Raw genomic sequence first — 19364 nt, forward strand, 5'->3', positions numbered from 1 at the left:
ACGGTCATCGGCGCGCCCCGAGCCGGCCCCGGTGCAGCCACCTGGGCAGTCCCGGGGCCTCCAGGAAGCCCTCCGCGCGGGCCGAGGCGAGGCCGATGCGCGGCAGGTCCGCGCTCTTCTCGAAGAGCAGGAACCGCGGCTCCCAGATGGGCCGGTACTTGGCGTTGGCGCGGTACAGCGACTCGATCTGCCACCAGCGGGAGAAGAAGCTGAGCAGCGAGCGCCACAGCCGCAGCACCGGTCCGGCACCGAGCCGCGCGCCACGTTCGAAGACCGAGCGGAACATCGCGAAGTTGAGCGACACCTGTGTGATCCCGATCTCCCCGGCGCGCCGCAGCAGTTCGATGACCATGAACTCCATCAGCCCGTTCTCACAGGCGCGGTCGCGGCGCATCAGGTCCAGCGACAGCCCGCTCGGGCCCCAGGGCACGAAGGACAGCAGCGCCCGCGGGCGGCCCTCGGCGTCCGTGCACTCCAGCATCACGCACCGGCCGTCCGCCGGGTCCCCGAGCCGCCCGAGCGCCATGCTGAACCCGCGCTCGGTCGCCCCGTCCCGCCAGTCGTCCGCGCGCTCGACCAGCAGCGCCATCTCGGCCGCCGGAATGTCCTCGTGACGCCGTACGCGCACCTCGTACCCGGCCCGCCGCACGCGGTTGTACGCCTGCCGCACGGTGCGCATCGCCCGCCCCTCCAGGGTGAAGTCGGCGACCTCCACGAGCGCCTCGTCGCCGAGCTCCAGCGCGTCCAGGCCGTGCCGGCGGTAGACGGTGCCCGCCTCCTCGCCCGCCCCCATCACCGCCGGGATCCAGCCGTGCGCCCGCGCCTGTGCCAGCCACGGCACGATCGCGCCCGGCCAGGCCTCGGGGTCCCCGAGCGGATCCCCGGAGGCGAGGCTCACCCCGCCGACCACCCGATAGGCGACGGCCGCCTTGCCGGTCGGCGACCACACCACGCTCTTCTCCCGGCGCAGCGCGAAGTAGCCGAGGGAGTCCCGCTCGCCGTGCCGCTCCAGCAGCGCCCGCAGCCGCCGCTCGTCGTCCTCGGTGAGCGGGTCGACGGCGCGCCGGGAGCGGAAGGCGGCGTAGAACACGGCGAGGACCAGGACCGTACTGAGCACATTGACGACGACGTTGGCCCAGGTGGGCGGGGCGATGCCAGGGAAGTGGCGCTCGTCGGCGGAGACCGAGACCAGGCGCAGGGTGCCGTAGTGCCAGCGCTCCCAGAACGTCGAACGGGCCGCGTCCGGCGCCTGGTTGGTGACCGTCACCAGCAGCCCGGCCAGCAGGCTGGCGGCCAGCCCGCCGCCGACGGCGACGGTGGCCGCGAGCCGGGGATTGGCGCGGTCGCCCTTCGCGTAGAACTCCCGCCGCCCCACCAGCAGCGCCCCGACGAACGCGGCCGTCAGCACCAGCGACACCCAGTTCTGCGCGTACCGGTGGATCTCCGGGAACGCCATGGCGAACGCGAACAGCGCGAGGAAGACGCCGCTGAGCACGAGGTTGAGGATCCACGCCGCGCGCTTGCGGCGCCGCATCGTGATCGCCAGGAACGCGGTGAACACCCCGGAGGCGAAGCCTGCGGTCAGCAGGTACGGCGTGAAGAAGTCGTCCTGGTTGTGCCGGCGCACGTCCTGGTACAGCGAGACCCACACCGCGGTGAGGAAGTTGATGAACGCGACGACCCGCAGATACCAGACGGCGAATGCGGCGGCCTTGGGGGACACCCCGCCCGACCGCCGCCCGGCCGCACCCGACCGCTCCGCTTCGACCGACCGCTCCGCCACCACGCGCGGCGGGGTGGCAATCCGGGCTTCTCCCATGGTGATGGATCATATGGGGGTTGCCTGAACGAACGGCACTTATCGCCTCTTCGGGCCGGCTGTTTCCCGCCGACTACGCTTCCCCGGCCTCCGGCTCCTTCTCGGCCTCCGGCTCCCGCTCGGGCATCTCCGCGCCCAGCGCCGCCGCGGCCTGCACCAGGGGGAGTGCCAGCAGCGCGCCCGCGCCCTCGCCGACCTTCACGCCCTGCTGGAGCAGCGGTTCCAGGGCCATCCGGTCCAGCGCCTTCGCCTGGCCCGGCTCCCCGCTGTCGTGCGCCGCCAGCCACCAGTCCGGCGCCCGGAACGCGACCCGCTGCGCGACCAGCGCGCACGCCGCGCTCACCACGCCGTCCAGGATCACCGGCAGCTTGCGCACCGCGCACTGGAGCAGGAACCCGGTCATCGCCGCGAGGTCCGCCCCGCCGACCGTGGCCAGCAGCTGAGCCTGGTCGCCGAGCACCGGCCGCGCCCGGCGCAGCGCGTCCCGGATCGCCGCGCACTTGCGCATCCAGGTGAGGTCGTCGATCGCGACGCCGCCCCGGCCGGTCACCACCGACGCGTCGGTCCCGCACAGCGCCGCGATCAGCACCGCGGCCGCGGTGGTGCCGCCCACGCTGATGTCGCCGAGCACCACCAGGTCCGTACCGGAGTCGGCCTCCTCGTCGGCCACGGCGATACCGGCCCGCAGCGCGGCGTCCGCCTCCTCCGCGGTGAGCGCGTCCTCGATGTCGATACGACCGCTGCCGCGCCGCACCCGGTGCCGTCCGACGTCCTCGGGGAGGTCGCCCGGGTCGCAGTCCAGGGCCATGTCCACGACCCGGACCGGCACCTGGAGCCGGCGCGCCAGCACGGCGGCGGGGCTCGCGCCCTCCAGCACGTCGCGCACCAGCTCCCGCGCGCCGCCCGCGGGCCGCGTCGAGACATCCAGTTCGGCGATGCCGTGGTCGCCGGCGAAGAGGATCAGCCGCGGCCGTTCGACCGTCCGTACCGGTACGGCGCTCTGCGCGGCGGTCAGCCACTCGCCCAGCTCGTCCAGGCGCCCCAGCGCCCCCGGCGGCACGATCTGGCGCTCCCGCCGGGTCTCGGCGTCACGGCGCACGCCCCCGTCCGGGCGCTCGATCAGATCGGTGAAGTCGTCCAGATCAATCCTGCTCATTCGCCGAACAGTACCGCCAGCGGGCGAACGGTTCCGCGCCACATCGCCACCACGACCCGGCGATGTCATTGCGTCCAAGATCGCCATCCCATACGTTCCGTTTTGCCGCGAAATGTCGCACAGGAAGCCACTGTCCATGCCGACCTCGCCCCGCACGCTGAAGCCCCTTCTCCGACGCAGCTTCTACGAACACCAGTTGGCCCGGATCCGGCACCTGCTCACCGCCCGTGCGCTGTCCTCGCTCCCCGGGCTCCCCGAACCGGAGAGCTGGCTGGACGTGGGCACGGGATACGGCCATTTCCCGGAGGCGGCGAAGCGGTACTTCCCCTACACGAGCTTCGACGGCGTCGACCCGACGGACCGCGTACGGCGGGCGCTGGCGGAGGACCGGCTGGAAGAGGCGTACCAGGGCCGGCTGGCCGACGTGGCGCCGCGACTGCGTGCCCGCTATGACGTGGTGAGCGTCCTCGGGCCGCCGCCGCACGCCCCGGAGACCGAACTCGACGCGGCGTTCACCGTCCTGCGCCCCGGCGGCCACCTCGTCCTGGGCGCCTGCTGGGCACCTGCCGACGTGGAGGCGCTGGCCTGCGCGGTCCTCCCCGGCACCTTCCGGATCCCGTTCCTCCACCACCACCGGTTCGTGGCCCGGAAGGACATCGCGCGGCCGCACCATGGCTGATCGCGCACCTCGCGGGGCCGCTCGACTCACCCCCGCAGGACCACGGCCTGCCCCGCCACGATCAGCAGCACCTGCTCGCACTCCGAGGCGAACGCCGCGTTCAGACGCCCCAGTTCATCCCGGTAACGGCGCCCGGACGCCGTCGCGGGGACGATCCCCGAGCCCACCTCGTTCGACACGGCCACCACCGTCCGCCGCGCGCACCGCACCGCCTCCGTCAACTCCCGCACCCGCTCCCGCAGCGCCTTCTCACCCCCGCCCGCCCACTCCGCGTCGTCCCACGCCCCCACCTCGTCCATGACGTACGTCAGCCACAGCGACAGACAGTCGATCAGCACCGGCGGCCCGTCCGCCGCGAGCACCGGCACCAGATCCGTCGTCTCGGACGTACGCCACGACCCCGGCCGCCGCTCCCGGTGCGCCGCCACCCGCGCCGCCCACTCGGTGTCCCCGCCCCGCGTCCCGCCGGTCGCCACGTAGAGCACATCGGGGAAGGACTCCAACCGCCGCTCCGCCTCGACCGACTTCCCCGAGCGCGCCCCGCCGAGCACCAGCGTGCGCCGGGGCACATCGGGCACGTCCTCGTACGCGCCGACCACCAGCGTCGTACCGTCGGGCACCGCCCGCGCCCCCGCCGCCGCGAGCCGTCGCCGCAGCTCACCGCCGGGCGGCACATCGTGGTCGAGATGGACCGCGAGCACATCCGTCGTCGGCCCCACCGAACCGACCGCCCGCAGCCGGGCCAGCGCGTCCGGCCGGCCGACGGCATCCGCGAGGACCATGTCGTACGACTCCGCTGTCGCCGTCTCCAGACCCGCGGGCGCCCCGCCCGGCGGCAGATACAGCAGCCGCCTGCCGTCCGGACCGGTCACCGCGTACCCGGTGCCGCCCGCGTCCATCGCCACCGCGCGCACCCGATGCCCCGTCAGCAGCGTCAGCTCCCGCCCGTCCGGCACCCGTACCGGCTGCGGCAGCCCGGCCGGCACCTCCACCGGCGGCCCGTCGTGCGGGTGGGACAGCAGCACCTGGCGCACCCCGCCCAGCGAGTGCCCGGCCCGCGCCGCCGCGAAGGCCGCGCCAGGGGTGAGGTCGAGCAGCAGCGCGCCGTCCACCAGCAGCGCGGTGGCCGCCCGCGCGTCCGGACCCAGCGCCGTCGCGCAGGCGGCACAGGGGCAGTCGGGGCGGGGCAGGCCGGCGGGGGCACCGGTACCGAGCAGAGTCACTTCCACGGAACGATTTTCGCCTGTCCGATCGGGTATTGCGCTTCCGTCTACTCTTCCAGCAGGTGTCGGATCACTAGGAGGCCCACATGACGGCATGGACGTGGCGGTTCGAGAAGGCCGACGGGAGCGAGGTCCAGCCCGCGGTCCAGCCCGAGGAGTTCACCACCCAGGGGGACGCCGAGTCCTGGGTGGGGGAGCACTGGCGGGCCCTCATGGAGGGCGGCGCGGACCAGGTACGGCTGTTCGAGGAGACCACCGAGATCTACGGCCCGATGAGCCTGCACGCCGACGCCTCCTGACGCCCCGATGAGGAGGGGCGCACCCCGGAGGCCCGGCACCCGGAAGGTCGTACCCCTCCTCATCCGCGATCCGCGCGGTCGCCCTCACTGCTCGCCCAGCGTCACCTGCGCCGTCCGCTCCGCCCCGTCGCGCTGATACGTCACCGTCGTCCGCCGGCCCGGCTCGGCCGCCGCCAGGGCCTCCTGGAGCGAGGTGATGGTGGTGATGGGCCGGTCGCCGACCTTGGTGATGATGTCGCCGGCGCGCAGCCCCGCCTGTGCCGCGGGGCCCCCGCTGCGGACGGTCGCGATGGCGACCCCGGCCGGCTGGAGACGGTCGTCCACCACGGTCCGCCCGGTGATGCCGAGCGCGGCCCGGCCCGAGTCCACGACCCGGCCCTCGCGCACGATCTGACCGGCGATGGTCCGCGCCATCGACGCGGGGATGGCGAAGCCGATCCCGGCCGCCGCGCTGCCCAGATTGGGGTCGGCCGCGGCCAGTGTCGGAATGCCGACGACCTGCCCGTCGAGGTTGACCAGGGCGCCGCCGCTGTTGCCCGGGTTGATGGCCGCCGAGGTCTGCACCATGTTCGCGATGGTGGCGCCGGTGCCCCCGTCGCTGCTGCCCTCGCTGACGGTCCGCCCGGTCGCCGAGACGATCCCCTGGGTCACGCTGGAGGACAGCCCGAGCGGCGAGCCCATGGCCAGCACGATCTGGCCGACCTCCACCTTCTCGGAGTCCCCGAACACCGCGGGCTTCAGACCGTCCGGCACCCGGTCCAGCTTGATCACGGCCAGGTCCTGCTGGGGGTAGGAGTAGACCAGGCTCGCGGTGAGCGGCTCCTCGTTGCCCGCCGTGGTCACCCGGAAGGTCTTCTCGTCGCCCACCACATGCGCGTTGGTGACGATGTGCCCCCGGTCGTCGTACACGATCCCGGAGCCCAGATCACGGCTCGCCTCGATCTGCACGACCGAGGGCAGCGCCTGCCTGATCACCCGCTGGTAGGCGCTCTGGAGATCGTCCGCCGCCATCGGCACGGTCACCGGGCTGGCCGTCGCCGCGCCGGGCCGCCGCGCGCTCGGCGCGCCGGGACCCTCGCAGCCGGCGCCGAACACCGCGCAGCACAGCAGTACGAGGGCGAGGAAGGCGCGGCACCGGACAGGGGTACGGGAAGCGGAAGCGTCCATGCACCGAGTCTGGCCGCGCGTTGATCAGCGGGCCCGCCGTATTGCCCCGATCGGGCTCAGCCGCGCGCCCAGTGGGGGCCGCGCACTCTGTGGGGATCGCGCACCCCGCGGGGGTTCAGTCTCGTACCCCGCACAGATGCAGCAGCGCCGCGACGCCCCGGTAGGGATCCGTGCGGCCCGCCCGCTCCTCGGCCGCGAGCAGCGTCGGAAGATCGTCCGGCAGCGGCGCGTCGTCCCCCGCCAGATCCGTGAAGACCCGCACGCCGTACCAGGCGTGCAGCGGGGCGGCGATGCCCGCGAGGGTCGCCGTCAGCTCGGACAGCCGGTCGGCCCGCACATTCAGGCCGAGGCGGTTGGTGTACGCGGTGCTGTCGAAGGCGGCCAGCGCGCCCGCCGGGTCACCGGCGAGACCGGGCCGCATGGCGAGCGCGTCGCCGTTGCGCACCAGCAGCGAGAGCAGCCCCCCCGGCGCCAGCACCCGCGCCAGACCCGCCACCAGCGGATCGGGCTCGGTGACGTACATCAGCACACCGTGGCAGAGCACCAGGTCGAAGCTGCCCGGCAGGAAGTGCACCCCGGTGTCCCGGCCGTCGCCCTGCACCAGCCGCACCCGCTCCCGGATGCCCTCCGGCTCCCGGGCCAGCGCCTCGCGCGCCGCCGCGACCATCACCGGATCCTGCTCGACCCCGGTCACCTGATGGCCGAGGCGGGCCAGACGCAGGGCCTGGGTGCCCTGCCCGATCCCCACGTCGAGCACACGCAGCCGCCGCCCGACCGGGAACCGCCCGGCTATCTGCTCGTCCAGCTGCCGCGCCACCAGTTCCTGGCGTACGACATCCCGGAGCCCACCCACCTTGTCCAGCCAGGAATGCGCCGCACCCCCGGTGAAAGCGTCTGCGCTCAGGGCCGCTCTCCGCGCTTGACCTGCGGCTTCGGCAGCCGGAGCCGGCGCATCTGGAGCGAACGCATCAGGGCGTAGGGCACCGCGCCCCGCGTGTTGCCGTCCGGGAAGCGCTCCTTGAGGCGCTTCTTCAGCCGGAAACCGCTGACGGCGGCGTCGACCACGATCAGGACGATCACCACGGCCCACAGCAGCAGCGCGATGTTCTGGATCGAGGGCACCCGCACCACGCTGAGCACGAGGATCACGATGGCGAGGGGCAGGAAGAACTCCGCCACGTTGAACCGCGAGTCCACCCAGTCGCGGGCGAACCTGCGGACCGGGCCCTTGTCGCGGGCCGGCAGATAGCGCTCGTCACCACCGGCCAGCGCCTCGCGCTGCTTCTGGAGCGCCTGGCGGCGCTCCTCGCGCTGGCGCTTGGAGGCGTCCTTGCGCGTCGTCGGCGTATGGGCGACGCTGCGGCGCTGGGACTGGGCCTCACTGCGCTTGGGCGTGGGCCTGCCCTTCGGGGCCTGCGGGTCACGGGGCTGCTTGGAGAAGTTCACCGGCTTGTCGGCCTGGGACTTCTCTTCCTTGGCACGGCTACGGAACACAAAGACCAAGGGTAAGGGCATCCGAGGCATGGACCCCAGCCCGGCTGGGAACGATCCGGCAACACCGAGCGTCTGTACGACGCAGAGGGGGCGTTCCGGAGGCCCGGAGCGGGGTTCGACCGGGGGACCATCTCCTCCCTGCGCCGGAGCGGTACCGTCCGCAGTCGTTCTTGGGGATGAGCGCATCACGCCCCGGACAGTGCGGTAATGGAGTCAGGGCCCGTACTGTGGGTCTTGTCGCAGGATCGGTGAGCTGGAGTCCGTCAGAAGGGGGCGCGCGAAGCCCATGAGCGGTGTCATGAAGCGTATGGGGATGATCTTCCGCGCGAAAGCGAACAAGGCCCTTGACCGGGCCGAGGACCCGCGCGAGACCCTCGATTACTCGTACCAGAAGCAGCTGGAGCTGCTCCAGAAGGTGCGCCGCGGGGTCGCCGACGTGGCGACCAGCCGCAAGCGCCTGGAGTTGCAGCTCAACCAGCTCCAGCAGCAGTCCGGGAAGCTGGAGGACCAGGGCCGCAAGGCGCTCGCGCTCGGCCGCGAGGACCTGGCCCGCGAGGCGCTGTCCCGGCGCGCCGCGCTCCAGCAGCAGGTGACCGACCTGGAGACCCAGCACGCCACCCTCCAGGGCGAGGAGGAGAAGCTCACCCTGGCGGCACAGCGCCTTCAGGCCAAGGTGGACGCCTTCCGCACCAAGAAGGAGACCATCAAGGCCACCTACACCGCCGCCCAGGCCCAGACCCGGATCGGCGAGGCCTTCTCCGGCATCTCCGAGGAGATGGGCGACGTCGGCCTCGCGATCCAGCGGGCCGAGGACAAGACCCAGCAGCTCCAGGCCCGCGCCGGCGCCATCGACGAGCTGCTCGCCTCCGGCGCCCTGGACGACCCGACCGGCATGGCCAAGGACGACATCGCGGCCGAGCTGGACCGGCTCTCCGGTGGTAGCGATGTAGAGCTGGAGCTTCAGCGCATGAAGGCCGAGCTGGCCGGCGGCAGCCAGCAGCAGGCCATCGAGGGCGGCACCGGTCAGGGGCAGCCCCAGGCCCAGCAGCAGCCGCAGGACACCCCGCGCTTCGACAAGCAGTAGCGGGGCCGCAGCCGGGAGACGAGTCGAGGAGGCCGACGTGATCGTACGGATCATGGGGGAGGGCCAGGTCAGGCTGGACGACTCCCACTTCGCCGAGCTGAACAAGCTCGACGACGAGCTGCTGGCCGAGACGGAGAACGACGACGAGGAGGGCTTCCGGCGCACCCTGGGCGCCCTCCTCGACGCGGTCCGCCGACTCGGCACCCCCCTCGCGGACGACGAACTGGAACCCTCCGACCTGATCCTCCCGGCCCCGGACGCCTCCCTGGCGGAGGTCCGCCTGATGCTCAACGAGGACGGCCTGATCCCGGACTGAGCGTCCACCCCTCCCGCCCGGCCCCCGTACCGCGAACGCCGCCGTCCGCCGGTGCCCGGACCGTACTGTTCCTTGTGTGACCACTCTCGAACGCGCCCGCTGCGAGCTCAAGGCCCACCCCCTCGCGCTCGACGCGGCCCTCGCCGCGGCCGTTCTCGTCTGCATGGTCGCCGGCTCCCTCGCCACCCCCAAGGACGGGCAGGGCGTCACCTGGGGCACCCACGTCCCCGCGCCCCTGAGCCTGCTGCTGATGCTGCTGGCCGCCCTCACCCTCGTCTTCCGCCGCCGCGCCCCCCGCACCGTCCTCGCCCTCACCGGCACCCTCTCCGTCGTGGAGTGCGTCACCGGCGATCCCCGCGCGCCCGTCACGATGTCCGCCGTCGTCGCCCTGTACACCGTCGCCGCCACCACCGACCGCACCACCACCTTCCGCGTCGGCCTGCTCACCATGACCGTGCTGACCGCCGCCGCGATGCTCGCCGGGCCCCTGCCCTGGTACGCGCAGGAGAACCTGGGCGTCCTCGCCTGGACCGGCATCGGCGCCACCGCGGGCGATGCGGTGCGCAGCCGCAGGGCCGTCGTCCAGGCCATCCGGGAACGCGCCGAACGCGCCGAGCGCACCCGCGAGGAGGAGGCCCGCCGCCGGGTCGCCGAGGAGCGCCTGCGCATCGCCCGCGACCTGCACGACGTGGTCGCCCACCACATCGCCCTGGTCAATGTGCAGGCCGGTGTCGCCGCCCATGTCATGGACAAGCGCCCCGACCAGGCCAAGGAGGCCCTCGCCCATGTCCGCGAGGCCAGCCGCAGCGCGCTCAACGAGCTGCGCGCCACCGTCGGTCTGCTCCGCCAGTCCGGCGACCCGGAGGCGCCCACCGAACCCGCCCCGGGGCTCAGCCTCCTGGAAGAGCTGGCCGACACCTTCCGCAGCGCCGGCCTGCCGGTGGAGGTCGCCCGCACCGACCAGGACACCCATCTGCCCGCGGCCGTGGACCTCGCCGCCTACCGGATCGTCCAGGAGGCCCTGACCAACGTCCGCAAGCACGCGGGCACGGGCGCGCGGGCCGAGGTGAGCGTCGTACCCGTCGGACGGAACATCGAGATCACGGTCGTGGACGACGGCTCCGGCGAGACCGGTGCCCCCGGCACCCACCCCGAGGGCGCCCCTGACTCCGCCCCGGAGAAGGGCGGCGGCCACGGCCTGCTCGGCATGCGCGAACGCGTCGGCGCCCTCAACGGCACCCTCACCACCGGCCCCCGCTACGGCGGCGGTTTCCGGGTCCATGCGATCCTGCCGGTCAGCACCACCGACACCCGCATCGACGGCCGTACGACGGCACCGGGGGAGCCCGTATGACGATCCGTGTCCTGCTCGCCGACGACCAGGCCCTGCTGCGCAGCGCGTTCCGGGTGCTGGTCGACTCCGAGCCGGACATGGAGGTGGTGGGGGAGGCGTCCGACGGCGCGCAGGCGGTCCTGCTGGCCAAGGAGCGGCGCCCCGACGTCGTCCTCATGGACATCCGTATGCCCGGCACCGACGGCCTCGCCGCCACCCGTCTGATCAGCGAGGACGCCGATCTCGCCCAGGTCCACGTGGTCATCCTGACCACCTTCGAGGTGGACGACTACGTGGTGCAGTCGCTGCGCGCAGGCGCCTCCGGCTTCCTCGGCAAGGGCAGCGAACCGGAGGAGCTGCTCAGCGCCATCCGGATCGCCGCGGGCGGCGACGCCCTGCTCTCCCCGGCCGCCACCAAGGGCCTGATCGCCCGGTTCCTCGCCCAGGGCGACGGCGACGACGACCGCGCCCCGCTCCGCGCCGAGCGGCTCGGCGCGCTCACCGGACGCGAGCGCGAGGTGCTCGTCCAGGTCGCAGGAGGCCACTCCAACGACGAGATCGCCGAACGCCTCGCGGTCAGCCCGCTGACCGTGAAGACGCACGTCAACCGGGCCATGGCCAAGCTCGGCGCGCGCGACCGCGCGCAGCTCGTGGTGATCGCGTACGAGTCCGGTCTCGTCCGGCCGCGGGTGGACTGACGGTGGACCGACCTCCACCCGCCCGTACCCCCACTTCTCCACCCGCGTGTACTGCGCGCGGAGTAGGAGACGGGTAAGGAAACGGGACCTGCGGCCTACGCTGCGGGCCTCTCGGATGGCCGAGGGTGGTGGGGTGTGGACGCTCCTGGGCGTCCGTCGCCGCTTCCCGCGCACCCTGTGGGTCCCTTGGGTCCCATGTGTCCTCCGGGTCCCATGTGTCCTCGGTGACCGGAAGCGCTTCTGCCGCTCACGGAAGAGAGACCCTCACCCATGTCCTGGCTGTCCAGATTCAGCCTCGCCCAACGGGCCCTCATCGGCCTGATCTCGATCGTCGCCCTGGTCTTCGGCGCGATCGCGATACCGCAGATCAAGCAGCAGCTGCTGCCCACCATCGACCTGCCCATGGTGTCGGTGATCGCGCCGTACCAGGGCGCCGCCCCCGACGCCGTCGAGAAGCAGGTGGTCGAGCCGATCGAGGACGGCCTCCAGGGCGTCGACGGCGTCACCTCGGTCACCTCCACCGCGGGCGAGGGCAACGCCGTGATCATGGCGTCCTTCGACTACGGCAACGACACCCAGCAGATCGTCGCCGATGTGCAGCAGGCCGTGAACCGGGCCCGCAACCAGCTGCCGTCCGAGGTCGACCCGCAGGTGATCTCCGGCTCCACCGACGACATGCCGACCGTCGTGCTCGCCGCCACCTCCGGCACGGACCAGCAGGCGCTCGCCGACCAGCTCGACAAGACGGTCGTACCGGCCCTGAAGGACATCGACGGCGTCGGCCGCGTCCAGGTCACCGGCGTCCGCGACCTCCAGGTCGATGTCACCCCCGACAACGCCGAGCTCGCGCGGGACGGCCTCACCCCCGCCGACCTCGCCCAGGCCCTCCAGGCGGGCGGCGCGAGCGTCCCGGCCGGCTCCTTCGACGAGAACGGCGCCAACCGCACCGTCCAGGTCGGCGGCGGCTTCACCACGCTGGAGCAGATCAAGGACCTCACCGTCACCGGCGCGGGCGCCCACAAGGCCGTACGACTCGGTGACGTGGCCACCGTCAAGGAGCAGCCGGCCCCGGCCGACTCCCTCACCCGCACCGATGGCAGGCCCAGCCTCGCCGTCAACGTGACCATGGACCACGACGGCAGCGCGGTCACGATCTCCAACGCCGTCAAGGACAAGCTGCCCGGCCTGCGCGAACAGCTCGGCGCCGACGCCAAGTTGACGGTCGTCAGCGATCAGGGTCCGGCCGTCTCCAAGTCCATCAAGGGCCTGACCACCGAGGGCGCGCTCGGTCTGCTCTTCGCGGTCCTGGTCATCCTGCTCTTCCTCGCCTCGCTGCGCTCCACGCTGGTCACTGCGGTGTCCATCCCGCTGTCCGTCGTCCTCGCGCTGATCGTGCTGTGGACCGACGGCCTGTCCCTGAACATGCTCACGCTCGGCGCCCTGACCATCGCCATCGGCCGGGTCGTGGACGACTCGATCGTGGTCCTGGAGAACATCAAGCGGCACCTCGGCTACGGCGAGGAGCGCCGCTCGGCGATCATCGAGGCGGTCCGCGAGGTGGCCGGCGCGGTCACCTCCTCCACCCTCACCACGGTCGCGGTGTTCCTGCCGATCGGCCTGGTCGGCGGCATGGTGGGCGCGCTGTTCGGCTCCTTCAGCATCACCGTCACGGCGGCCCTGCTGGCCTCCCTGCTGGTCTCGCTGACCGTCGTCCCCGTGCTCTCCTACTGGTTCCTGCGCGCCCCCAAGGGCACCCCCGAGGACGCGGCGGAGGCCCGCCGCGAGGCCGAGGAGAAGGAGGCGAACAGCCGCCTCCAGCGCGCGTACGTCCCGGTGCTGCGCTTCGCTACGCGCCGCCGCCTCACCAGCGTGCTGATCGCGATCGTCGTCCTGGTCGTCACGTTCGGCATGTCCGGACTGCTCAAGACCAACTTCTTCGACCAGGGCGAGCAGGAGGTCATCACGATCAAGCAGGAGCTGAAGCCCGGCACCAGCCTCGCGGCGACCGACGCGCAGGCGAAGAAGGTCGAGAAGCTCCTGGCCACCACCGACGGCGTCAAGGACTACCAGGTCACCGTCGGCTCCTCCGGCTTCATGGCGGCCTTCGGCGGCGGCACGGACACCAACCAGGCGTCCTACCAGGTGATGCTGAAGGACTCGAAGTCGTACGACAGCGTGCAGAAGCACCTGGAGAGCGGCCTGAAGGACCTCAAGGGCATCGGTACGACCACGGTGTCGGCCGGTGACGGCTTCGGCAGCCAGAACCTCAGCGTCGTGGTGAAGTCCGCCGACGCCCAGACCCTGCGTACGGCGGCCGAGCAGGTCCGCTCCACGGTGGCCGGGCTGGACGGCGTCACCGACGTCACCAGCGACCTGTCCACCAGCGTGCCGCGGATCTCGGTGCGGGCCAACGCCAAGGCGGCCGCGGCCGGTTTCGACAACCAGAAGCTCGGCGCGGCGGTGGCCCAGGCGGTGCGCGGTACGACGGCGGCGAAGGCGACCCTCGACGACACCGAGCGCGATGTCGTCATCAAGTCGGCCGAGCCCGCCACGACCGTCGCCCAGCTGAAGAAGCTGCGCCTCGGCCCGGTCGAACTCGGTGACATCGCCACGGTGAAGCTGGTGGACGGCCCGGTCTCGCTGACCCGGATCGACGGTCAGCGTGCCGCGACGATCACGGCCAAGCCGACCGGTGACAACACGGGCGCGGTCAGCACCCAGCTCCAGTCGAAGATCAAGGCCCTGAAGCTGCCCGCGGGCGCCGAGGCCCAGATCGGCGGCGTCACCTCCGACCAGAACGACGCCTTCAAGAACCTCGGCCTCGCCATGCTGGCCGCGATCGCGATCGTCTTCATGCTCCTGGTCGCGACCTTCCGCTCGCTGGCGCAGCCGCTGATCCTGCTGGTCTCCATCCCGTTCGCGGCGACCGGCGCCCTGGGTCTGCTGATCATCACGGGCACCCCGATGGGTGTTCCGGCCATGATCGGCATGCTGATGCTGATCGGCATCGTGGTGACCAACGCGATCGTGCTGATCGACCTGATCAACCAGTACCGGGCCCAGGGGTACGGCGTGGTCGAGGCCGTGGTCGAGGGCGGCCGCCACCGCCTCCGCCCCATCCTGATGACGGCCCTGGCCACGATCTTCGCCCTGCTGCCGATGGCCCTGGGTGTCACGGGCGAGGGCGGCTTCATCGCCCAGCCGCTCGCGGTCGTGGTGATCGGCGGCCTGATCACCTCCACCCTGCTGACCCTCCTGCTGGTCCCGACCCTCTACGCCATGCTGGAACTCCGCAAGGAACGCCGCGCGAACAAGAAGTCGGCCAAGCACCAACCCCCGACACCGGCAGAACCCGACCTCCTGGCCCAGGTCTGACCCCGGCCCCACCCAAAGAGGGGCACCCCCTGGATATCCGGGGGATGCCCCTCCGGGCTTTCCGGCTCATGGACGACTCGTCCGCTCACAACTCCACAACCTGAAGGAGCTCCGCCCGGGCTCGTCTACCTGGAGACCCCGAGCGAGGATCCGGGGATCGACGCGCCCGAACGCGACCGGATGCAGGTCGAGCCGCCGGAGGCTACGGCAGGGCCAGCATCCGTTCCAGGGCCAGCTTTGCGAAGGTCTCCGTTTCCTCGTCGACCTGGATGTGGTTGACCAGGTTGCCCTCGGCGAGGGATTCCAGGGTCCAGACCAGGTGGGGGAGGTCGATGCGGTTCATGGTGGAGCAGAAGCAGACCGTGCGGTCGAGGAAGACGATCTCCTTGCCCTCGGGGGCGAAGCGGTTGGCGAGGCGGCGGACCAGGTTCAGTTCCGTGCCGATCGCCCACTTCGAGCCGGCGGGAGCCGCCTCCAGGGCCTTGATGATGTACTCGGTCGAGCCGACCTGGTCCGCCGCGGCCACGACCTCGTGCTTGCACTCCGGGTGCACCAGGACGTTCACCCCGGGGATACGGGCGCGCACATCGTTCACCGAGTCCAGGCTGAAGCGGCCGTGGACCGAGCAGTGGCCGCGCCACAGGATCATCTTCGCGGCGCGCAGCTCGTCCGCCGTCAGGCCGCCGTTCGGCTTGTGCGGGTTGTAGACGACGCAGTCCTCCAGGGACATCCCCATGTCCCGCACGGCGGTGTTGCGGCCCAGGTGCTGGTCGGGCAGGAAGAGCACCTTCTCGCCCTGCTCGAACGCCCAGTCCAGCGCGCGCTTGGCGTTGGAGGACGTGCAGATGGTCCCGCCGTGCTTGCCGGTGAACGCCTTGATGTCGGCCGAGGAGTTCATGTACGACACCGGGACGACCTGCTCGGATATCCCGGCCTCGGTCAGCACGTCCCAGCACTCCGCGACCTGTTCGGCCGTCGCCATGTCGGCCATGGAGCAGCCGGCCGCGAGGTCCGGCAGTACGACCTTCTGGTCGGCGGAGGTGAGGATGTCCGCCGACTCGGCCATGAAGTGCACACCGCAGAAGACGATGTACTCGGCCTCCGGACGCGCCGCCGCGTCCCGGGCCAGCTTGAAGGAGTCGCCCGTGACGTCGGCGAACTGGATCACCTCGTCACGCTGGTAGTGGTGACCGAGCACGAACACCTTGTCGCCGAGCTTCTCCTTGGCGGCGCGGGCGCGCTCGACCAGGGCGGGGTCGGAGGGCGACGGCAGATCGCCGGGGCACTCGACACCCCGCTCGCTCTTCGGGTCGGCCTCGCGGCCGAGCAGCAACAGGGCGAGCGGAGTCGGCTGGACGTCGAGCTCCGGGGTCTGGGCGGTGGTCACGGCACGCACCCTTTCTATTTCTCGTCTATCTGACGCTATCTATCATAAACGCTTCACGTCAGTTTGACGATGGCCCTCGTGTCCATGTGACGTGAATCCCGGCCCGGCCGCCCCGGATCCCCCCGCGGGCCGCTGTGCGCCTTCGCGCGCGTATGCGAGCATGAAGGGGCAGAAAGCAAAATCGCGACCACGTGACGCCCGGCCCGGAATGAATCCGCGGAAGCGCCGGTTGCACTCGTCGGCAAGCAGTCTCCGTACAACCCGGGAGAGATGTAGATGTCCGTATCGGACGAGACCACAACCGTCAGCGACGGCATCATCCTGACCGACGCCGCCGCGGCCAAGGTCAAGGCCCTGCTCGACCAGGAAGGCCGTGACGACCTCGCGCTGCGCGTCGCCGTTCAGCCCGGCGGCTGCTCGGGCCTGCGGTACCAGCTGTTCTTCGACGAGCGCGCCCTCGACGGCGACGTGGAGAAGGACTTCGGCGGGGTCAAGGTCGTCACCGACCGCATGAGCGCCCCGTACCTGGGCGGCGCCACCGTCGACTTCGTGGACACGATCGAGAAGCAGGGCTTCACGATCGACAACCCGAACGCGACCGGCTCCTGCGCCTGCGGCGACTCCTTCAGCTGAATCATCCGGCTGAGCCATCGCCATCGCGTGTGAAGATCGGCTGAAGACAGAGGCGGCGGCCCCCGTGCGGGGGGCTCGCCGCCTCTGTCGTACGACCTCGGGGGCCGGGCTCCGTCAGGAAGCCGCCGCCGGGTGCGGGTCGCCGAGGTACGGGAAATGGTCCAGGGTGTCGGTGTGCGGCGACAGACCGGTGGGCGGCGCCTCGTTCTTGGTCAGGAACGCCACGCGGATGTCGATGACGTCCTCCGTGAACGTCCGGCCGTTCGGATACACCGCGGGCCTGGACGGGTCGAAGTGCAGCACGTCCGGCAGGATGCCGTGCTCGTCGAGCGCGGCGATCGCCTCCTCGCGCGAGTAACCGCCGGTGTGGCCCAGCAGATGGACGAACTGGTCCGTCCATCTGGCCCGGTCGTTCGCCGGCTCGCTCGCGTTGTACTCCTCCTTCGTGTCGTCGGTGTTGAAGAAGCTGCTGATCGACGGGTGGCCGGCCCGGTCCGCGTGGACGAGTTCACCGTCGCGCAGCACGCTGCACCGGCCCCAGATCCGCAGTTCGGACTGGGGCGCCAGCTCGGCCGTCGGCAGTTCGATGGCCATGGAGAAGACATTGGCCGTGGTGTTGGAGTCGACGCCGGTCCACGGGGACTTCCCGCCCAGATGCGGCGCGGTGAAATTCCGTTTGCCGCTGGTGTCGAACAGATTCTTGATGCCGTCGAAGTCGAAGAAGAAGGCGTCGCTGCGGCTGCCGGCGGCCACCTGGTACTCGCCGAAGGTGACCACATTGGCCCGGGGGCCGAAGGAGACGGCGGCATCCGAGACGATCTTCGTGCCGACCGCCTCGGGGCTCCGGGACTCCGCGCCGGTCGCCATGTAGACGCTGTAGGTCTGCGAGCCGTCGGCCGCCGGCGGGCCGAAGACCCAGCTGAAGGCGACGTCGGTCAGCAGGTCGCCGTCATTGTCGATGTTCAGGCGGTACACGGCGTCGGGGTGCAGGGCGTCCGCGTTGGGGTTGGCGTTGAGGATGAGCACGGTCCTGCTCGGATCGCCGGGTGCCGTGAAGGCGTAGAGGTCGCACAGATCGAGGCGTTGGTCGCCGAGTGGTGGTCCAAGACTGAGGCCGGTGAAGTGGTTGGACATGCCAGGCCCTTCCGTTGCTCGCCCTGCGGAAAACCGCTGAAATGTCACGTTAGCCGTCATATCGTTCCGGCCATCGAGGGCGAAGGTGCGGTCATCGGACAACCGCTCGAACGGGTCACCGACGGCCGGGAGGCGATCACCTCCCGGTCCGGGAGCCGCCCTTCGGCGAGGGCGGGCTACGGCCGCGCGCCCTGCTTCGCCTGCGGGATCCGCGTGCCGTCCGCGCCGACCACCGCCCGGCCGTCCACCGGCGCCTTCAGTCGCACGGTCCGTGTGAACTCCTTGGCGATCATCGGGCAGATCTTGCCCTCCTGCCGGTGCTCGGTGACCGTGACCGTCACCCGGGTGGCGCTCTCCCGGGCCGCCACCGCGTAGTCGGCACACAGGCCGCCGTAGAAGCTCACGGTGAGTTTCCGGTCGTCGGCCGTGTAGCCGGTGACCTTGACCGAGCTGCCGGGGCCGGCCGTCGGTGACGCCGGGGGCGCCGAAGAGGTCAGATAGCGGGGATCGATCGCGGGGTACGACACCGTGCCCGAGTCCCGCGTCTCGAACAGCCAGGACGGCACCAGGGTCTGCCGGCCGCCGACCGAGTGCGCGGCCAGCCCGAACACCGCCCTGTCCACGGTGACCGTCCCGGCGGGCGCCGGGGACGCCTGCCCGCACGGCCCGTCCAGACGTGTCGCGAACCGCCCCGGGTCCGCACAGCCCCCGGGCCCCATCCGGTGGTCGCCCTTCGGCGCCGCGTTCATCAGCGCCAGGGTCTTCTCCGCGTCCAGGACGGGGTACGTCGCCCCCTTCACCGGCGTCGACAGCAGTCCGTGCCCGCCGACCACCTCGCCCTGCCCGCTGATCGTCAGCCCGGTCGCCCAGCCGGTGGTGGGCAGCCCGCCCACCACCGGGTCGGCGGTCACCACCCGCTGCTTGCCCATGACCTGGCCGGCATCGGTCCTCGCGCCCGCCAGACCGGCCGCGCGCAGCACCGGCGCCGCCGCCTTCTCGGCCACCGCCGCGCTCACCGGCGCCCCGGTGGGACCCACCGGCCCGGTCGCGCACAGGGGGCCCTTCTTGCAGTCGTCGGTGCCCGGCGCGTACCGGCTGAAGGTCCAGCTGCCCGGCGCCTCCCGGTTCACCTGGAGGGTCGGCCCGGAACCGTCCTTGCCGCCGAGCCGCCAGCCGTGCCCCTCGGCCACCGGCGTCCCGCTCACCCCGAGCGCCTTCGCCAGCCGGAGCACCTGGTCCACGCGGACCTCCGCCCCCGCTCCGTACACCGCCGCCGAGCCGGGCCCCCGGGGCAGCGCGCCCTGGGCCACGTAGTGGGCGCCGTAGGGGTCCGAGCCGTCGTCCAGGGCGAGCGGTGGGGGAGTGGTGGAGTCCGCGGCGGTGGGGGCCGTACGACCGCCCGGGCCGTCGCTCGCCGCGACGTACGCGCCACCGCCGCCGATCAGCAGGACGGCGGCCAGGGCGGAGAGGACGACGGCACGCGAGCGCCGTCGGGAACGCCCCGCCTCCCGCACGTCTGGCACCTCGGGGACATCCCCCGTGTTCTCAGGCCGCTCCGTGTTCACCG

General features: G+C 71.9%; 17 protein-coding genes. 8 read left to right on the top strand and 9 right to left on the bottom strand.

Annotation, left to right across the window (positions count from 1 at the left end):
• Positions 1–4: 4 nt before the first annotated feature.
• Both HEP81_RS27830 and cobT read right to left on the bottom strand, forming a co-directional pair.
• The gene (locus HEP81_RS27830) at positions 5–1819 is read right to left on the bottom strand and encodes a phosphatidylglycerol lysyltransferase domain-containing protein (protein WP_037652925.1); all 1815 of its coding nucleotides are present in this window, start codon (positions 1817–1819) and stop codon (positions 5–7) included.
• A 73-nt stretch (positions 1820–1892) separates the two neighbouring features.
• Entirely contained in the window at positions 1893–2975 is a 1083-nt protein-coding gene (gene cobT, locus HEP81_RS27835) for a nicotinate-nucleotide--dimethylbenzimidazole phosphoribosyltransferase (RefSeq protein ID WP_037652927.1), read from the bottom strand.
• Between the two features lie 136 nt (positions 2976–3111).
• Here cobT and HEP81_RS42395 point away from each other — a divergent pair, with 136 nt between their 5' ends.
• Complete coding sequence (locus tag HEP81_RS42395; protein WP_051849976.1) at positions 3112–3654, top strand: methyltransferase domain-containing protein; 543 nt, start codon at positions 3112–3114, stop codon at positions 3652–3654.
• A 26-nt stretch (positions 3655–3680) separates the two neighbouring features.
• Here the strand turns inward: HEP81_RS42395 and HEP81_RS27845 are convergent, their stop codons facing one another.
• The gene (locus tag HEP81_RS27845; RefSeq protein ID WP_037652928.1) at positions 3681–4883 is read right to left on the bottom strand and encodes a bifunctional adenosylcobinamide kinase/adenosylcobinamide-phosphate guanylyltransferase; all 1203 of its coding nucleotides are present in this window, start codon (positions 4881–4883) and stop codon (positions 3681–3683) included.
• 80 nt (positions 4884–4963) lie between these two features.
• On the opposite strand from HEP81_RS27845, the gene HEP81_RS27850 reads away from it, so the two are divergent.
• On the top strand, positions 4964–5176 hold the full coding sequence (locus tag HEP81_RS27850) for a hypothetical protein (RefSeq protein WP_037652930.1): 213 nt from the start codon (positions 4964–4966) through the stop codon (positions 5174–5176).
• An 84-nt stretch (positions 5177–5260) separates the two neighbouring features.
• Here HEP81_RS27850 and HEP81_RS27855 read toward each other — a convergent pair whose 3' ends face one another.
• The 3 genes from HEP81_RS27855 to HEP81_RS27865 form a co-directional block, all read right to left on the bottom strand.
• The gene (locus tag HEP81_RS27855; protein WP_037652932.1) at positions 5261–6343 is read right to left on the bottom strand and encodes a S1C family serine protease; all 1083 of its coding nucleotides are present in this window, start codon (positions 6341–6343) and stop codon (positions 5261–5263) included.
• 115 nt (positions 6344–6458) lie between these two features.
• The gene (locus HEP81_RS27860; protein WP_037652934.1) at positions 6459–7160 is read right to left on the bottom strand and encodes a class I SAM-dependent methyltransferase; all 702 of its coding nucleotides are present in this window, start codon (positions 7158–7160) and stop codon (positions 6459–6461) included.
• An 83-nt stretch (positions 7161–7243) separates the two neighbouring features.
• Positions 7244–7867 carry a DUF3043 domain-containing protein gene (locus HEP81_RS27865; RefSeq protein WP_086808848.1) on the bottom strand — a complete coding sequence of 208 codons (624 nt, stop codon included), beginning with the start codon at positions 7865–7867 and terminating at the stop codon, positions 7244–7246.
• A 256-nt stretch (positions 7868–8123) separates the two neighbouring features.
• Between HEP81_RS27865 and HEP81_RS27870 the strand changes: the two genes are divergently transcribed.
• From HEP81_RS27870 to HEP81_RS27890, 5 genes are all read left to right on the top strand, one after another.
• Entirely contained in the window at positions 8124–8921 is a 798-nt protein-coding gene (locus HEP81_RS27870) for a PspA/IM30 family protein (RefSeq protein WP_037652938.1), read from the top strand.
• Between the two features lie 37 nt (positions 8922–8958).
• Positions 8959–9237, top strand: a complete 279-nt coding sequence (gene pspAA / locus HEP81_RS27875; protein ID WP_037652940.1) for a PspA-associated protein PspAA — start codon at positions 8959–8961, stop codon at positions 9235–9237.
• A 76-nt stretch (positions 9238–9313) separates the two neighbouring features.
• Positions 9314–10591: a sensor histidine kinase gene (locus tag HEP81_RS27880; RefSeq protein WP_037652942.1), complete on the top strand. Its 1278-nt coding sequence runs from the start codon at positions 9314–9316 to the stop codon at positions 10589–10591.
• Positions 10588–11268: a response regulator gene (locus tag HEP81_RS27885; RefSeq protein WP_037652945.1), complete on the top strand. Its 681-nt coding sequence runs from the start codon at positions 10588–10590 to the stop codon at positions 11266–11268. The genes HEP81_RS27880 and HEP81_RS27885 overlap by 4 nt, the downstream gene beginning before the upstream one ends.
• A 270-nt stretch (positions 11269–11538) precedes the next feature.
• Positions 11539–14643 (top strand): efflux RND transporter permease subunit, encoded by a 3105-nt coding sequence (locus tag HEP81_RS27890; protein ID WP_037652947.1) that lies wholly within the window; start codon positions 11539–11541, stop codon positions 14641–14643.
• 202 nt (positions 14644–14845) lie between these two features.
• Here HEP81_RS27890 and nadA read toward each other — a convergent pair whose 3' ends face one another.
• Entirely contained in the window at positions 14846–16030 is a 1185-nt protein-coding gene (gene nadA / locus HEP81_RS27895; protein WP_037653252.1) for a quinolinate synthase NadA, read from the bottom strand.
• Between the two features lie 276 nt (positions 16031–16306).
• Here nadA and HEP81_RS27900 point away from each other — a divergent pair, with 276 nt between their 5' ends.
• Positions 16307–16663 (top strand): iron-sulfur cluster assembly accessory protein, encoded by a 357-nt coding sequence (locus tag HEP81_RS27900; protein ID WP_037652949.1) that lies wholly within the window; start codon positions 16307–16309, stop codon positions 16661–16663.
• 114 nt (positions 16664–16777) lie between these two features.
• Here HEP81_RS27900 and HEP81_RS27905 read toward each other — a convergent pair whose 3' ends face one another.
• Both HEP81_RS27905 and HEP81_RS27910 read right to left on the bottom strand, forming a co-directional pair.
• Positions 16778–17797 (bottom strand): DUF4331 family protein, encoded by a 1020-nt coding sequence (locus HEP81_RS27905; protein ID WP_037652951.1) that lies wholly within the window; start codon positions 17795–17797, stop codon positions 16778–16780.
• A 176-nt stretch (positions 17798–17973) separates the two neighbouring features.
• Entirely contained in the window at positions 17974–19362 is a 1389-nt protein-coding gene (locus HEP81_RS27910; RefSeq protein ID WP_037652953.1) for a hypothetical protein, read from the bottom strand.
• Between the last annotated feature and the right edge of the window lie 2 nt (positions 19363–19364).

The sequence above is a fragment of the Streptomyces griseofuscus genome, assembly GCF_014673495.1.
GTDB lineage: Bacteria > Actinomycetota > Actinomycetes > Streptomycetales > Streptomycetaceae > Streptomyces > Streptomyces murinus.

Excerpts from the sequence above, each read along its gene's own strand:
- HEP81_RS42395 (WP_051849976.1), top strand. The coding sequence starts at position 3,112 with ATGCCGACCTCGCCCCGCACGCTGAAGCCCCTTCTCCGACGCAGCTTC.
- HEP81_RS27905 (WP_037652951.1), bottom strand. The coding sequence starts at position 17,797 with ATGTCCAACCACTTCACCGGCCTCAGTCTTGGACCACCACTCGGCGAC.
- HEP81_RS27850 (WP_037652930.1), top strand. The coding sequence starts at position 4,964 with ATGACGGCATGGACGTGGCGGTTCGAGAAGGCCGACGGGAGCGAGGTC.
- cobT (WP_037652927.1), bottom strand. The coding sequence starts at position 2,975 with ATGAGCAGGATTGATCTGGACGACTTCACCGATCTGATCGAGCGCCCG.
- HEP81_RS27900 (WP_037652949.1), top strand. The coding sequence starts at position 16,307 with ATGTCCGTATCGGACGAGACCACAACCGTCAGCGACGGCATCATCCTG.
- HEP81_RS27830 (WP_037652925.1), bottom strand. The coding sequence starts at position 1,819 with ATGGGAGAAGCCCGGATTGCCACCCCGCCGCGCGTGGTGGCGGAGCGG.
- HEP81_RS27855 (WP_037652932.1), bottom strand. The coding sequence starts at position 6,343 with ATGGACGCTTCCGCTTCCCGTACCCCTGTCCGGTGCCGCGCCTTCCTC.
- HEP81_RS27870 (WP_037652938.1), top strand. The coding sequence starts at position 8,124 with ATGAGCGGTGTCATGAAGCGTATGGGGATGATCTTCCGCGCGAAAGCG.
- HEP81_RS27890 (WP_037652947.1), top strand. The coding sequence starts at position 11,539 with ATGTCCTGGCTGTCCAGATTCAGCCTCGCCCAACGGGCCCTCATCGGC.
- HEP81_RS27865 (WP_086808848.1), bottom strand. The coding sequence starts at position 7,867 with ATGCCTCGGATGCCCTTACCCTTGGTCTTTGTGTTCCGTAGCCGTGCC.
- HEP81_RS27885 (WP_037652945.1), top strand. The coding sequence starts at position 10,588 with ATGACGATCCGTGTCCTGCTCGCCGACGACCAGGCCCTGCTGCGCAGC.